The organism is Butyrivibrio fibrisolvens (assembly GCF_037113525.1).
Classification (GTDB): Bacteria; Bacillota; Clostridia; order Lachnospirales; family Lachnospiraceae; genus Butyrivibrio; species Butyrivibrio fibrisolvens.
In genome coordinates this window covers 2,753,833-2,767,666 of record NZ_CP146963.1, presented here as the reverse complement: position 1 = coordinate 2,767,666, position 13,834 = coordinate 2,753,833, and the positions used below count along the sequence as shown (strand labels likewise).

The window sequence follows — 13,834 nt, the reverse complement described above, 5'->3', positions numbered from 1 at the left end:
GTCTGAGTCACCTCATACCAGTCAAAGCTGTATCGATTTAGAAACAGATCCACAGTGCCTAAATAAATATATCAGAAAAGGATTAGAAATAGCCCAGAGAACCTGGGAGAAAGGAATAATCCAATCACTTTTCTAACATGATTGGATTATACGTGAAGATTTGAAAAATGAAATAGTATTATTTGAAACAAAGGATCAGGAGATAAAGCTTTCTGTTCCAGTGAATAAGGGAAATGTTTGGCTTAACAGACAACAAATGGCGGATTTATTTGATCGAGATGTTAAGACAATTGGTAAGCATATTAATAATGCATTAAAGGAAGAACTTGATAATTCAGTTGTCGCAAATTTTGCGACAACTGCTAGTGATGGAAAAAGCTACAATGTTGAACATTACAGTTTGGACATGATTATTTCTGTTGGTTATCGTGTAAAATCCAAACGTGGTATAGAATTTAGACGATGGGCTAATGATGTTTTAAAACAATACATCATGAAAGGCTATGCAGTAAATGAAAAACGTTTAGCTGCTTTGAATAAAACCGTTGAGATTCAATCAAAGATTATTGCAAATACGTTAGATATTGAGGAAGCAGAAGTCCTTAGAGCGGTTAATCTTTATACAGATGCACTGCTTCTTTTGGATCAGTATGATCATCAGTCACTGAGTAAACCGGAAGGAAATAAGCCGGTATATCGAATTACATATGACGATTGTAGAAATATGATTAATCATATGGAGGACAGTTTTAGTTCAGATGTATTTGGCGTAGAAAAAGAAGCTGGAAAAGTAGAAGGAATTCTTGCAGCAGTATATCAAGATGTATTTGGCGGTGAGGTATATCCATCATTAGAAGAAAAGGCTGCAAATCTTTTGTACTTTATGATAAAGGATCATCCATTTGCTGATGGATGCAAGAGAATAGCAGCATCACTTTTTCTAGAGTTCTTAGACAAAAATGATGCGTTAATACGAGATGGTCAAAAAGTCATTAGCGATGGAGCTCTCGTTGCTATTACACTTATGATTGCAGAATCAAATCCAGAAGAAAAAGATATCATGACAACATTAGTCATGAATTTATTGAAGATGTAGGCAAATCGGCAGGTTGTGGAGGTAATGGGATTCCAATAAAACAGCAGTGTATGAATTGAATTGTCGCTTGCTCGAAGCATGTTAAATCGAGGGATTGGAGGGGAAACCATGTTAGAAATATTAAAAGCGAGGTTTCAGGATAATAAGAATCTTCATATGGAACTGAGTTGGCTTGACGTGGAGAAACGTTTGCTTGAGCATCCGGGCTCCATGGACGTTTTGAGAAGGATGGAGGAGAGCGGCGGAGAACCGGATACCATCGGCTATGACGAAAAGACGGGAAAGCTAATTTTCTGCGACTGCGCAAAGGAGTCTCCTTCTGGGCGCAGAAGCCTGTGCTATGACGAAAAGGCATTACAGGGGCGTGCTAAAAACCCGCCGTCAGGCAGCGCCGAATGGAAAGCAAAAGAAATCGGCGTTTTGATCATGACGGAGGAACTCTATCGCCGACTGCAAAGTCTCGGGGAATTTGATTTGAAAACGTCAAGTTGGATCACTACGCCGGATGATATTCGCGACAAGGGCGGTGCATTGTTCTGCGAACGACGTTACGGAATGGTTTTCACATTCCATAACGGGGCGGATTCGTACTATTCCGTGCGCGGGTTCAGAGGTTATACGCTTATATAATTAGACATAGAACAGTACACATATCTGGGTTCACCACGCAAGCTGATATGCCAGTGTTGTGGCATGCCACTGGAAGATTCGATTATTGGCAGAAACAAAGACGGCTCTCTTAATGAGGATTACTGTAAATGGTGCTATGCTGATGGAACTTATGTCAGAGTTTAGCGCAGACAGATGTTTTGGGATCCTTGCAAATATGGATTTCATAATGATATGCACATATGAGGCCGAGGGAGCAAATCCGGAACTTGTCCTTTATAAGAAAAGATGAATCATAAGATTATAAAAGTGTGTAGATATTCCTAATTTACGGCATGTTAAGTGGTTTTGACATGGATAAAAAACGTAAATGTCAAAGCCTTTTGATGGAAACTAAATCAATATCTCGGTATTCTAAGCTGGAAAGAGAGACATTTTCAAACTTAGAACCTTACATAGGCCAGTACACTGGGGTCACCCAGATTGTACTGGTCTATTTTTAAATATAATAGTTGACAATAGCAACAATTGATATTATCATTTATATTCAAAAGGAGGTTTGACTATGGATAAAGTAAAAGTGTTTCGAGAATATACCAGAGAACTGGAGCGTAATCTTGATAATATGAATACTACGGATTGTTGTAAGTGCCTTGTTACCACTTCTCAGTGCTTTCTTGTAGTTGAGATTGGACGTAGTCCCGGAATCTGTGTAAAAGAATTGGCAAAAGTACTAAAACTTGATAAAAGTGCAGTAAGTAGAGCTGTAGAAGAACTTGTGCAAAAAGGTTTTGTCATTAGAGAACCTTCTAAAACAGATCGTAGAAGCGTTGTTCTTACACTGACCAAAGAGGGAGAAGCTCGTTTCAATAAGATCGAGAATGATATGTATGAGAAGTTCAAAGAAGTGTTCTCAAGAATTCCAAAAGATAAGCAAGACCAGGTTCTTGAAGCATTAAGAATATATAACGAAGCATGCGATAAAGTGGAGGACAAATGTTGTGATTAGACCAATGATTGATAATGACTGGGAAAGAGTATCAGAGATTTACAAGCAGGGGATGGAAGGCGGTACAGCAACTTTTAATACAGAGTGTCCTAGTTTCGAGGAATGGGATAAGGGACATATTAAGGATTGCAGATTTGTATATGAAGAAGATGGTAAGGTGATCGGCTGGGTTGCAATCAGTCCCACATCAAGCAGATGCGTTTATAAGGGCTGCGTTGAAATGAGCATCTATGTTGATCAAGAATACCGAGGACATGGCGTTGGAACTGCACTTGTAAATGAGTTAATTAAAAGGTCAGAAAAGGCAGGATTTTGGAGTATATATTCAGCAATAATCTCTATTAACAAGGCAAGTATCGCATTACATAAGAAGTGTGGTTTTAGAGAAATCGGATATAGAGAAAGAATTGCGAAGGACAGATTTGGAGAATGGCAGAATACAACCTTGATGGAATATAGAGCTTCATAAGGTGAAGAAAGTGGTAGGTGTTGAAAGTGATAGGCGATTTTTTTATGAAACAGATACTTGGAATGAAGTGGCTAAATGAACTGATAGGTGATTTCCTTTCGTTAATAGGAGCTGATTTAGAATCAAGACTGGGAGGCGGAATACAGTTCTTTTTATATGATGTAATAAAGATAACAATTCTCTTGTGTGTTCTTATCTACTTGATTTCTTATATTCAAAGCTATTTCCCACCGGAAAGAAGTAAGAAAATCTTAGGGCATTTTCATGGTATTTGGGCAAACTGTATTGCAGCACTTTTGGGAACCGTGACACCTTTTTGCTCCTGTTCCTCAATTCCTCTATTCATTGGATTTACCAGTGCCGGACTCCCTCTTGGTGTGACTTTTTCGTTTCTGATATCTTCGCCTATGGTAGATGTTGGAAGTCTGATTCTTCTTATGAGCATCTTTGGTACAAAGGTGGCGATTATCTATGTTATGCTGGGACTTGTGGTCGCAGTAATCGGAGGGACTTTAATAGAGAAGCTTCACATGGAAGATCAGGTAGAAGAGTTTATTCGAAAGGCGTCTGCTGTAGACATTGATTCACCATCCCTTACACAGAAGGAACGCCTTATCTATGCAAAGGATCAGGTGCTTGAGACTTTAAAAAAAGTTTTTCCATATATTGTCATAGGTGTAGGAATTGGAGCTGTAATACATAACTGGATACCACAAAGCTTTGTCGAAGGAATACTTGGTAGAAAGAATTCATTTGGTGTGATGCTGGCTACCATAGTTGGTATTCCGCTGTATGCTGATACTTTCGGAACTATATCTATTGCTGAGGCATTACTATATAAGGGGGCTCAGCTTGGAACTGTGCTTGCATTTATGTTAGGTGTGACTACGCTTTCTCTTCCGTCACTAATCATGCTAAAGAAAGCGATCAAAACAAAGCTTCTGATTGTTTTCATTACCATGTGTGTAGTTGGAATTGTAATAGTAGGATATCTGTTTAATCTAATGCAAGGGATGATTCTGTAGGAGGAAAAGAAAATGGCTTTATTTAGTTTTGCTAAGAAAAAAGAAGAGGAGAAAAAGACTTCATGTTGCTGCGCATGCAATTGTACTACGGAAAACATGCAGGCTGCGGAAGAAGAAAAAAGTCTAAAAGGAGTAAAGATCCTTGGCGGAGGCTGTGCAAAGTGTAATGAGCTAGAAGCAGCAGTTATTGAGGCACTAACGGAACTTGGTATGGATACGATCATCGAACATGTAAAAGAGTATGAAAAAATAGCCGCCTATGGAGTTATGACAACACCTGCATTGGTTGTAGATGGTAAGGTTGTATCTTATGGTAAAGTACTTAAGAAACACGAAGTCGTAAAGATTTTGAAAGACGTTAGAGGATTGTGAAGAGTTTGAAATTTTTTCTGTAAATATGGGGATTCTATGATAATTTAGATTTATGAGGGAGCAATCAGATTGGTTGCTTCCTTTTTCTGACTATACATTTATTAAAGATATAAATCAATATCAGTTTGTGATTGTACCAAGGATTGTAGTATGATTATTTGCATATGCATATGTTCTTTCGTTTGTTTCGATTTTCTTTTGTACTGTCTTTCTTGTGCTCCTGATGTATAAATGGGTGGTGAGTTATTTGAAAGAGGACAAAAAGAGCAGTCTCCTGGTTGCCTCTGCAGTTTCTTTTATAGCGGGGATCACAGCCGGATTTCCGATCATAACCGGATTAACGATTGTAGTAAAAGGGTATATAAGCTTCTGCGAATCAAGGGGAGGATATGATCCCATATATGCTTTCTTGAGAGGACTGTTAGACTTGGATTGGCTGAACATATTTGGCCTTGAAATGGTAGTATTATTGCTTATTCCGAATATTAAGTATGCATTACAGAACAAACATCCGGAAAACAAGTCTACTAATATGTTCATGAATGTCATGGAACAGATAGGCCGTTATGCATGCATGCTTTTTATGATCATTATTTTGGATTTTGCCGTGACCGGCTTTTTGTCCGGTTTTGTGACCGCTGTTTATTTTCTGGGAAATCTTGTACTTATGGTTTCTTATTGGGTTATATGGTTTCTGTATTCTGAAAAGCAGGAATGTTGGAAACAAATGGCACTTGCAATTATTCCCACAGCCTTGTTTTTATTAAGCTGAATAACCATGCTTAATATCCCGTTGATAGTATCTGCAGTCATATTTGGAGCAGGTCATATATACGTAACCCGGAGGGCATAATGATCTTGATAATCTTGACAGGTACTTATTTGAGCCTGAAAAACCGGCTCTTTTGCACGGAGACCTGTGGTCGGGAAATTTCATGACGGATGAAAAAGGTGACCCACTGCTGATTGATCCGGCGGTCTATGTAGGATGTAATGAAGCTGATATTGCCATGACTGAGCTTTTTGGCGGTTTTGACAGACGGTTTTATGAATCGTATTTTAGTGTAATCGATCAGGTGCCGGGATATCGCGACAGAAGGGACCTGCATAGATTTTGCCAACAATAATCTGTTTGTGCCGTTGAACCTTCCTGAGCGAATAGCGCATGGAGACAGCTCCAAAGAAGATCAGTTTGATTTTTTCATGAATAAGAATCCAAGGAAATATGAATGGTACAGCGACCCTCGGGGCTGCGTTACTGCGGGCTGGGGATTATGTATGTCAGCGAAAGATATGTCTGTAATCGGCGCTATGGTGTTGAATGATGGCCTGTATAACGGAAATAGAATAATCTCAGAAGAATATCTGAAAGATATGCTTTCTCCCCATCTCAAGCTAGGCGAACGGTTTGGCTTCATGAACTATGGCTACTTATGGTACAAACCCTATGATGATAAAGAGGTATATGCGGCGATTGGTGACAGCGGAAATATCATCTATATAAACAAAGAGAAAAAAGTATCTGTTGGAGTGACAGGTACGTTTAAGCCGAGGATATTTGACAGAGTGGATTTTATCGAGCAAAAGGTATTGCCTGCCATTGACGGATAATCGGCTAAGGTGGAGAAAAGAAATGTATATTGAAACAGATAGAACGATTATAAGATCCATTCAGCGTGGAGATGAAAAAGCATATGCTGAAATGGCTAAGGATGGCAGTCTTTCCGAAATAGGATTTGATGAGAATTTTTCTGGTTGGGCGGAGAAATGGATAAATGAGGCTGTTGAACTAACAGAAAAGGATGATCCGAGAGTCGATTATATACCGTGTACCATAATACTCAAGTCTTCAAGTGAAGTGATCGGAAACGTTGGATGTACGTATTATGAGGACACGGGTAAAATTGGGATATGCTATTTTGTTGGGACCGCCTACCGAAGAAATGGATATGTCAGTGAGGCTGTGAATGAGTATATTTCATACTTCTTCAATCATTATGATGAGAGGGAGATAATAGCGACAATCAAGGATGCAAACGTACCATCTTGGAAGGCGGCTGAAAAATGTGGATTTAAATTGATGGAAACTAAGATGTATAAGGACATCGATGACGAGAAAGAAGAACTATACAGATTCTACGTGGTAAAAAGATAATAGGGAAAATATATTCCAGGTTTTATAGATGATGACAAATCAAAATTTGTCGACCTAATTGAATATTGAACGTTACATAGCAGTTATCTCAATCGAGGTAGCTGCTTTTTTGGTGAAAAATAGCAGTATTTGGGCAGTGTACGCTTTGTTTTGAAGAGTATATTGTTTGTTGATTTTATAAAATAAGAAGTGAAAATAGCAATTATACTGGAGGTTGAATCATATGGGCAACTGGGGCGAAGACGCTGATTTTGAAGCAAAAAAGTTAAAGGACTATCAAGGTCGTTTTACGATTAACTTTAAGAAAATCTTTGTAGATGTTGATGAGATATCTCAGAAAACATTGGAGATTACTGATAAGCATCCTAAAGATTCACTTTTAAAACTGTGGGCAGGAACGATAGTGGGGCTTTTCATTTTAATGTTATGTTGCTATCAGGTGTTTGCGCTTGTGATGGTTCCGTTTATTGCGTTCTACTTAATAGCGCTGTTTAGAATATATAAATGCTGGAAGGAATTCAAATATAGTAAGGGGACGTTCTGGGGGATGAGTGTAGTCGCTATTTGCGCGTCTCTGGTACTTTCACAGCTTTTACAGCATGTGATAGTTAATACCTTGTTGTAATATATATGACGTTTGTGGTAACGGGAATGGATGAAATATGCCATTCCTTTTTTGTATTACTCGAACTTAACGCTGAGTTGCTGAATTATGACAATTAACGTAAATGTGATAATATATTATTGTGTAAACGTAATAACGTATGCTAAAAACGTAAAGATCACTGATATGCTTTACATTAATTATGCAAAGGAGGTAATTCCATATGGGCAAGTTACTATTAACAGGCGTGGACGGTAATCTCGGCGCTGAGGCTGCAAGAGTGCTTCTGACACTGGAAGACAAGAGCAATCTGATCTTCTGTGGCTATAGTGAGGATTCTCTTAAGAAGTTTGCCGAGCAGGGCGTAGAGACTCATGTTACAGACTTCAATTATCCTGATGGACTTGTAGAGGCATTCAAAGGAGCAGATGTTCTTGCACTTATTTCAATGCCTTTTGTTGGAGAGAAAAGACAGAGTGCCCATAGGAATGCTGTAGATGCAGCCAAGAAGGCAGGCGTTAAGAAAATCATTTATACATCACTTGTAAATGCAGGAGATGAGACCAATCCTTCAGTTGAAAAGAAAGATCATATTTTCACAGAGAATTACGTAAAAGAGGCTGGGCTTGATTATATCTTCCTGCGTAATTCCCAGTATGCTGAAGCTATGATAACCAACTATTTTACCTATGTACATGCAAACGCACCGCTTACAAACAGCCAGGGCGATGGCCTTATGGCATATATTTCAAGAAAAGACTGTGCTAAGGCAGTAGCCTATGCTCTTCACCGTGCATCTGAGTATGATCATGCTACTCTTGATATCAACGGAAAAGAGCTTATGACGATCACTCAGTTTGTTAATATCGGAAATCAGCAGACCGGTAATAATATCAGTTATAAAGAAGTTACTGATGAAGAGAATTATCAGATCTTCGATGCAATGGGCGTACCAAGAACTACAGACGGCCTGTTTAAAAAGGGCAGCGAAGCTCCATTCTCAAGTGATGGTATGGTAACATTTGCTCAGGCAATCCGTGAAGGCAAGATGGCGGTTCACACGGACGATTTCAAGAAACTTACAGGTGATGATCCGATCACAGTAGAGTACATGTTCGCTCATAGTGATGATTTCCAGATCGGAGAGCGTCACTCCAAGGATAAGAAATAGAAAATACATCTATGCCGGAAAATTTCAGCCATTAGCAGGTAATAAATGGTTTTCTTGTCTCAAAAGTATTATAAAGTCAAGGCATGATATCTGGAATCTTATATTCCGGGATCCAAACTCGCTTCGCGGGGACATGTGGATCCCAAGAAGAATATAAGGTTCCATTTATCAAGCTCTTGACTTTTTTAATACTTTTGAAGACTCGAAACCATTTATTACCTGCTAATTGCTGGAATATGCCATTCTCTTTGTGTTATATTACTATCTATATGATTATCTTGTTGGGAGGGCAGGGAACGATTATGAAGATAGAGCATATAGCGATGTATGTTAATGACTTAGAGGCAGCCAGAGAATTTTTTGTGAAGTACCTTGGTGGTAAGTCTAATGATGGCTACCATAATAAAACAACTGATTTTCGCTCCTACTTCATTAGTTTTGATGACGGAGCAAGGCTTGAACTAATGAATAAACCTGGATTATTAGATATAGACAAGCCACTAAACAGAACCGGATATATTCATATTGCTTTTTCTGTAGGCAGTAAAGAGGCTGTTGACGATCTTACTAAGAGATTAAAAGACGATGGGTTCGAAGTGGTAAGCGGGCCAAGAACTACAGGCGATGGTTACTATGAAAGCTGCATCATAGGAATTGAAGGCAATCAGGTTGAGATTACTGAATGATTATAAAGATATTACTAGAGAATGAATTGAAAAGCGAAAAGAAAAAATTTTTAAAGAATGGATCATGTAATAATGAATTATGATAATAAAAAAATTTACAGCGCATACCTGATGCCATCACTTGTGCTGGCTTTGATCGTTGCTATCGTAGCAGTGATGCTGGATTCTATAGGTATAGAACTTGGTTACACATCTCCAGTAGGACTTATTCTTATAGCACTGGGAGGCATTTCAACAGCTTTCTTTGGAGCACGGTTTCAATACAAATACAATAATAAAAGTATAAAAGATATAGTATCAGATTTCTTTTCTATTAAGCAGCCACCAATATTTTACCTGCTTGTGATACTGTTTCTCTTCCTGGACTTTGTTGGAGTAATAACGGGATTAGGGTTTGAAATTGACAGTCCGGTTACTCCTTTTCTTATTTTCCTAAAGGCAATTCTCTTTGGCGGAATAGAAGAAATCGGATGGCGATACACCTTCCAGCCTGAAATGGAGAAGAGATTCTCATACAAAGTTTCGACTTTCATAACTTTCCTTGCCTGGAGTGTATGGCATATCTTATATTTCTGCATTGATGGAAGTATCTATTTTTATTCGGGTAAAGAAATTGTATTTTTCCTGATAGGACTTCTTACTAATTGCTTTATACTTTCGGTCATTTACAAAAAGTCAGGAAGTCTGTGGCTTTGTGTTATGACTCATGCACTTATAAACACTGGAGCGCAGTTGTCACCATATGTTTGGCCGCTGGTTAGCGTTATATGCAGTCTGACATGTATCAGACTTGCATGTGTCATAGCTTCCGAATCTAAAAAAATAGATGTCAAAGGGTTAAGTTCAAAAGATGCGGCAGAATTTTTTTGCAAGTATAAAAGAAGAACACTGAGAAAATATCTTATTTCAATAGGATTATTGATAGTTGGAACACTACTACTATTTATTATTAGCGCTTTTAGTGAATCAGGTTATTTATATTATTTGGAATTGACTTATGATATGCCGTGGCTGGATCTGATAAGGGTTTATTCAGTTAATCTTTTTATTAAAGTCTGGAGTTATTCGCTTTTTGGATTGATAGTCGTCCTTCTTTTACGTAGGGAGATTAGATGCCAACTGATTTTGGGTAAGATTTTGTCTGAAGACCTGGAGCCTCAAAAATATATAGAAGTATTTGAAAAACTTCAAGGCAATCGCAAATTCTATAGAGGTAAGATCACAAAGTATTTTTATTTCACTAATTTCTATGTGGCTTCATTCATTTACGAACAGGAATATGACACGGCACTTGAAAAGATTGATTTAATGCAAGAGAGCACCAAAGGTAGAGCATATCAGCTTGCGGGTTGTGAATATTATAAAGGTGCGATAGCAATTGGCAAGGACAATGTCGAAGAAGCTGAGAAGTGTTTGGAGAAGATAAAAGAACTTGTCGGAAATAATAAAGGCATAACAGCCAAAAATTCCAGGGATATTATCATTGGACTTACCGGTGAAATTGCCTTGAAAAATAAAGACTATGTAAAGGCAGAAGCTTTGATCAGCCAAAGGCTGGCCGGCCGTAAAGACAGAATCTCAAAAATGAGCCTTACCTATGGCCTGGGAAAAGCTAAACAAGGCCTTGGCAAAGAAGATGAGGCAAGAAAGTGTTTTGAAGAAGCTGCAAAGCTGGCAGGCGATGCAACCTTTAAACTGGCAGATAAGATTCGAGAAGAATATAAGAACTGTATAAAGACAAAACCATAAAGAAAGCGAGATAAGAAATGACAGGATACATGGCTGAAATGCGAAAACTTGTAGGACACAAGACAATAATACAATGTGCAGCGAGCATTATGTGCGTTGACGATAAGGGCCGAGTACTTATGGGTAAGCGTTCCGATAACCATATGTGGGGGTATTCTGGCGGATCTGTAGAAATTGATGAATATGCCGAAGACTGCGCCAAAAGAGAACTTTTAGAGGAAATGGGATTAATCGCAGAAGAACTTGAATTCTTCTATGTCAATTCCGGTCCTGAAACACATTATATCTATCCAAACGGCGATGAAGTATCCAACTTTGAGATCATTTATATATGCAGAAAGTGGAGCGGAGAGCCCAAATCAGTCGATGGTGAAATGACAGACCTTAGATTCTTTTCCTATGATGAGATTGATATAGATCAGATTTCACCTCCAATCAGACCTGTTATTACTAAATTTATTGAAAAGATGAAATCAGTAAAATAAGATATTCCTTTATCAGAATTGCGTGGCTAAGCAAAAAGCACTGACCTCACTTATGAGGCAGTGCTTTTATTTGCGTTCTTCATCGTTCTCTTCATGACATACATTCGTTCATCGGCAAGGCCTATAGCTTTACTGATAGTCTCTTCGCCGCGCTTATAAGGAAGTGAGCTTGTTCCTATGCTGGCAGAAACTTTAAAGCCAAGTTCATCACTGGATTGCTGCAGCTTTTTTTCTATTTCGGGAAGAATTCCATCGATATCATAATCACCGATCAGAAGAGCAAGCATTTCATCGCCGCCGGTTCTTACGCAGATAGCTTCTTCAGGGCAAGAGTCTTTAAGAGCAGTAGCAACTGCTTTTATGGCTTTGTCACCTGCCATGTGGCCCAGATTGTCGTTTATCTTCTTAAGGTCATTAAGATCCAGCATTATTATGTTGACTTTTTTGCCAAGAATGCCGGTTGCGTGGATTCGCTCATCAATCTTGGATAGGAAAGCAAGTCTGTTGTACAGGCCGGTAAGAGCATCGTTCTGATACATGGTGCTAAGCTTGTCACGAAGGTACTTCTGATGACGGGTCAGTACATAGCCGCCAATACTCATTTCAAAGCAGTTGGTGAGATTTGAAGTCTGGTTATAATCGATGAGCATGGTTCTTGGATATGCGTAGCATACAAAGCCGCAACATTTGCCCATATATACGAGACTATTGAAAATAAGCGGTTCGCCGCTTTCCATAAGCTTATCAAGATGTGGAACGATCGTATTAGGATCATATGGATATGGATTGTAGTCTTCAATGTAAGGATCGAATACAACTAGCCTGTCACCCTTTTCAACATCGTCATAGAAGTAGTTTTGCTCCAGGTCAAAACAGGATTTTTCTATTACAGCCAAAGCATAATTGCCGTGGTTTGCCTTGAGATAATAGATATTTTGCAGAACATCCTTGTTAGTCATGACCTGGGAGATGATATTCTGATATACATGAATCTCATCTTCATGATGGTAAAAAAGGTTATTAAGTTCGCTGACAGTTGACTTTTTATGTAGCTCTTTTCTCTGACATCCACAGGATTCATTTGGGATGAAAACAGGCTCTACGAGTTTGGTTTCATTCGCATGTCCTGATAGAGATTCCATAACTGATTCAAATACAGCATTAGCAAGCTCGGTATTGTCGCAGACAGCAGTAGTAATACCGGGAGTTGAGAGGAATGCTTCATCGATCCCGTCAAAACCTGAAACGATCACATCTTCAGGAACTCTGATGCCTGCTTCAGATAGAACATCACATACATTGATGGCCATGATGTCATTGGCGCATATGATCGAGTCGGGAAGTACGTCTCTTTTCAGAATCTCCTGAGTTGCAGTCCTGCAGGGAAGTGCCCAGAAATCGCCATAGCTTACCATACTGTCATCAAAAGGCATATTGTTTTGGGCAAGAACTTTTTTGAATACTTCAAGTCTTTCATTGGAAAAAGAATTATTTTTATGACCTGCCATGAAATGAGGCTTTTTGACCTTGTGATCTTCGATGATATGCTTTACAACATTTTCAAAGCCCTTGGCATAGTCGTATCTTACCATGCTGACATTTTCAAATTCGCCATCAACTACGACTACAGGGATATTGTTGGAAGATGCTCTGTCAATAATACTCTGTGATACATCACGAACCTTGATCTTCTCGTTCATGATCACAACAACATCAATCTTGTCATAGGGAATCAGATCGAAAACTTCGATTTCAGGTGAAGTATCAGTAGCAATGCCAATTTCAGAATTTAAGGTATAGATAAAAAGATGACAATTATTACTTTTTAGATTTTCGCTAAGCTCAGAAATGAAAGCAAATTCCTGAGGCTCATATATTCTATAAGTGCAAAGTGCGACAACTTTTTTCCCGTTGATCATATGGCAGTAACTCCCCCACAAGAAGAATGATATTATCCCATAGTTATTTTAATGTTTTTGAGAAAAAGATGCTAATAAAACATTTATATCGAGACAGGATAAATATTTCAATCAGTATAGCGCATTGTGACTTTTGTATGTGCTTTTGTATTAACAAAATCCAGTATTTATAGGCACTTGAGACGGGGGGTGATAGCGAAAACCGCTTTGCGCCTGGATAAAATTGGTAAAAAAGATGAATTTTCGAAAATGTGAAAATATATATAAATCTGCTCCTCTCCATGATATAGGTAAGATAAGGATTTCTGATGCGATTCTTAATAAAACCGGTAAACTTACACCTGAAGAATTCGATATCATAAAAGAAGAATCAGGAACGCATTTTGATCCTGATATAGTCAAGGCTTTTTTTGCAGTGTCTGATGAAGTCCTGGAGACTGCAAAGAAGCAGAGCGGGAGTTAAGTTATATTTAAGTTTAAATAAA

The 13,834-nt window shown here is 38.5% G+C and carries 17 protein-coding genes and 1 pseudogene; 17 read left to right on the top strand and 1 reads right to left on the bottom strand.

Annotation, left to right across the window (positions count from 1 at the left end):
• The first annotated feature begins 160 nt into the window (after window positions 1-160).
• From rhuM to WAA20_RS11485, 16 genes and pseudogenes are all read left to right on the top strand, one after another.
• Window positions 161-1,096: a RhuM family protein gene (gene rhuM / locus WAA20_RS11560; RefSeq protein ID WP_139263634.1), complete on the top strand. Its 936-nt coding sequence runs from the start codon at window positions 161-163 to the stop codon at window positions 1,094-1,096.
• 108 nt (window positions 1,097-1,204) lie between these two features.
• A complete protein-coding gene (locus tag WAA20_RS11555; RefSeq protein ID WP_073385938.1) occupies window positions 1,205-1,726 on the top strand; it encodes a DUF4256 domain-containing protein in 522 nt (173 codons plus the stop codon).
• Window positions 1,727-1,744: 18 nt separating this feature from the next.
• Window positions 1,745-1,997: pseudogene (locus WAA20_RS11550) on the top strand (zinc ribbon domain-containing protein); the annotation flags it as partial.
• A 273-nt stretch (window positions 1,998-2,270) separates the two neighbouring features.
• Window positions 2,271-2,714, top strand: coding sequence for a MarR family transcriptional regulator (locus tag WAA20_RS11545; RefSeq protein ID WP_073385940.1), 444 nt, complete (start codon window positions 2,271-2,273; stop codon window positions 2,712-2,714).
• Window positions 2,707-3,183, top strand: coding sequence for a GNAT family N-acetyltransferase (locus tag WAA20_RS11540; RefSeq protein ID WP_330361705.1), 477 nt, complete (start codon window positions 2,707-2,709; stop codon window positions 3,181-3,183). Before WAA20_RS11545 ends, WAA20_RS11540 begins: the two co-directional genes overlap by 8 nt.
• 44 nt (window positions 3,184-3,227) lie before the next feature.
• Window positions 3,228-4,208, top strand: coding sequence for a permease (locus WAA20_RS11535; RefSeq protein ID WP_073386037.1), 981 nt, complete (start codon window positions 3,228-3,230; stop codon window positions 4,206-4,208).
• 12 nt (window positions 4,209-4,220) lie between these two features.
• Window positions 4,221-4,580, top strand: a complete 360-nt coding sequence (locus WAA20_RS11530; protein WP_073385941.1) for a thioredoxin family protein — start codon at window positions 4,221-4,223, stop codon at window positions 4,578-4,580.
• Window positions 4,581-4,827: 247 nt separating this feature from the next.
• Complete coding sequence (locus WAA20_RS11525; protein ID WP_139263636.1) at window positions 4,828-5,352, top strand: hypothetical protein; 525 nt, start codon at window positions 4,828-4,830, stop codon at window positions 5,350-5,352.
• 163 nt (window positions 5,353-5,515) lie between these two features.
• Window positions 5,516-5,707 (top strand): fructosamine kinase family protein, encoded by a 192-nt coding sequence (locus WAA20_RS11520; RefSeq protein ID WP_081373695.1) that lies wholly within the window; start codon window positions 5,516-5,518, stop codon window positions 5,705-5,707.
• A gap of 151 nt (window positions 5,708-5,858) precedes the next feature.
• Window positions 5,859-6,191 (top strand): hypothetical protein, encoded by a 333-nt coding sequence (locus tag WAA20_RS11515; protein WP_242951147.1) that lies wholly within the window; start codon window positions 5,859-5,861, stop codon window positions 6,189-6,191.
• Between the two features lie 22 nt (window positions 6,192-6,213).
• Window positions 6,214-6,735: a GNAT family N-acetyltransferase gene (locus tag WAA20_RS11510; protein WP_073385946.1), complete on the top strand. Its 522-nt coding sequence runs from the start codon at window positions 6,214-6,216 to the stop codon at window positions 6,733-6,735.
• A 223-nt stretch (window positions 6,736-6,958) separates the two neighbouring features.
• Window positions 6,959-7,360, top strand: a complete 402-nt coding sequence (locus WAA20_RS11505; protein WP_073385947.1) for a hypothetical protein — start codon at window positions 6,959-6,961, stop codon at window positions 7,358-7,360.
• Between the two features lie 202 nt (window positions 7,361-7,562).
• Window positions 7,563-8,510: an NmrA family NAD(P)-binding protein gene (locus WAA20_RS11500; RefSeq protein WP_073385949.1), complete on the top strand. Its 948-nt coding sequence runs from the start codon at window positions 7,563-7,565 to the stop codon at window positions 8,508-8,510.
• A gap of 302 nt (window positions 8,511-8,812) precedes the next feature.
• Window positions 8,813-9,196: a VOC family protein gene (locus tag WAA20_RS11495; protein ID WP_073385951.1), complete on the top strand. Its 384-nt coding sequence runs from the start codon at window positions 8,813-8,815 to the stop codon at window positions 9,194-9,196.
• A gap of 57 nt (window positions 9,197-9,253) precedes the next feature.
• Window positions 9,254-10,945, top strand: coding sequence for a CPBP family glutamic-type intramembrane protease (locus WAA20_RS11490; RefSeq protein WP_338801037.1), 1,692 nt, complete (start codon window positions 9,254-9,256; stop codon window positions 10,943-10,945).
• A 29-nt stretch (window positions 10,946-10,974) separates the two neighbouring features.
• Window positions 10,975-11,430, top strand: a complete 456-nt coding sequence (locus WAA20_RS11485) for an NUDIX domain-containing protein (RefSeq protein WP_338801036.1) — start codon at window positions 10,975-10,977, stop codon at window positions 11,428-11,430.
• Between the two features lie 50 nt (window positions 11,431-11,480).
• Here WAA20_RS11485 and WAA20_RS11480 read toward each other — a convergent pair whose 3' ends face one another.
• A complete protein-coding gene (locus WAA20_RS11480; RefSeq protein WP_073385956.1) occupies window positions 11,481-13,349 on the bottom strand; it encodes a GGDEF domain-containing protein in 1,869 nt (622 codons plus the stop codon).
• Between the two features lie 235 nt (window positions 13,350-13,584).
• On the opposite strand from WAA20_RS11480, the gene WAA20_RS11475 reads away from it, so the two are divergent.
• Entirely contained in the window at window positions 13,585-13,812 is a 228-nt protein-coding gene (locus tag WAA20_RS11475; protein ID WP_207649271.1) for an HD domain-containing protein, read from the top strand.
• The last annotated feature ends 22 nt before the right edge of the window (window positions 13,813-13,834 follow it).

Excerpts from the sequence above, each read along its gene's own strand:
- WAA20_RS11555 (WP_073385938.1), top strand. The coding sequence starts at position 1,205 with ATGTTAGAAATATTAAAAGCGAGGTTTCAGGATAATAAGAATCTTCAT.
- WAA20_RS11545 (WP_073385940.1), top strand. The coding sequence starts at position 2,271 with ATGGATAAAGTAAAAGTGTTTCGAGAATATACCAGAGAACTGGAGCGT.
- WAA20_RS11535 (WP_073386037.1), top strand. The coding sequence starts at position 3,228 with ATGAAACAGATACTTGGAATGAAGTGGCTAAATGAACTGATAGGTGAT.
- WAA20_RS11530 (WP_073385941.1), top strand. The coding sequence starts at position 4,221 with ATGGCTTTATTTAGTTTTGCTAAGAAAAAAGAAGAGGAGAAAAAGACT.
- WAA20_RS11520 (WP_081373695.1), top strand. The coding sequence starts at position 5,516 with ATGACGGATGAAAAAGGTGACCCACTGCTGATTGATCCGGCGGTCTAT.
- WAA20_RS11515 (WP_242951147.1), top strand. The coding sequence starts at position 5,859 with ATGTCAGCGAAAGATATGTCTGTAATCGGCGCTATGGTGTTGAATGAT.
- WAA20_RS11510 (WP_073385946.1), top strand. The coding sequence starts at position 6,214 with ATGTATATTGAAACAGATAGAACGATTATAAGATCCATTCAGCGTGGA.
- WAA20_RS11505 (WP_073385947.1), top strand. The coding sequence starts at position 6,959 with ATGGGCAACTGGGGCGAAGACGCTGATTTTGAAGCAAAAAAGTTAAAG.
- WAA20_RS11500 (WP_073385949.1), top strand. The coding sequence starts at position 7,563 with ATGGGCAAGTTACTATTAACAGGCGTGGACGGTAATCTCGGCGCTGAG.
- WAA20_RS11495 (WP_073385951.1), top strand. The coding sequence starts at position 8,813 with ATGAAGATAGAGCATATAGCGATGTATGTTAATGACTTAGAGGCAGCC.
- WAA20_RS11490 (WP_338801037.1), top strand. The coding sequence starts at position 9,254 with ATGGATCATGTAATAATGAATTATGATAATAAAAAAATTTACAGCGCA.
- WAA20_RS11485 (WP_338801036.1), top strand. The coding sequence starts at position 10,975 with ATGGCTGAAATGCGAAAACTTGTAGGACACAAGACAATAATACAATGT.
- WAA20_RS11480 (WP_073385956.1), bottom strand. The coding sequence starts at position 13,349 with ATGATCAACGGGAAAAAAGTTGTCGCACTTTGCACTTATAGAATATAT.
- WAA20_RS11475 (WP_207649271.1), top strand. The coding sequence starts at position 13,585 with ATGAATTTTCGAAAATGTGAAAATATATATAAATCTGCTCCTCTCCAT.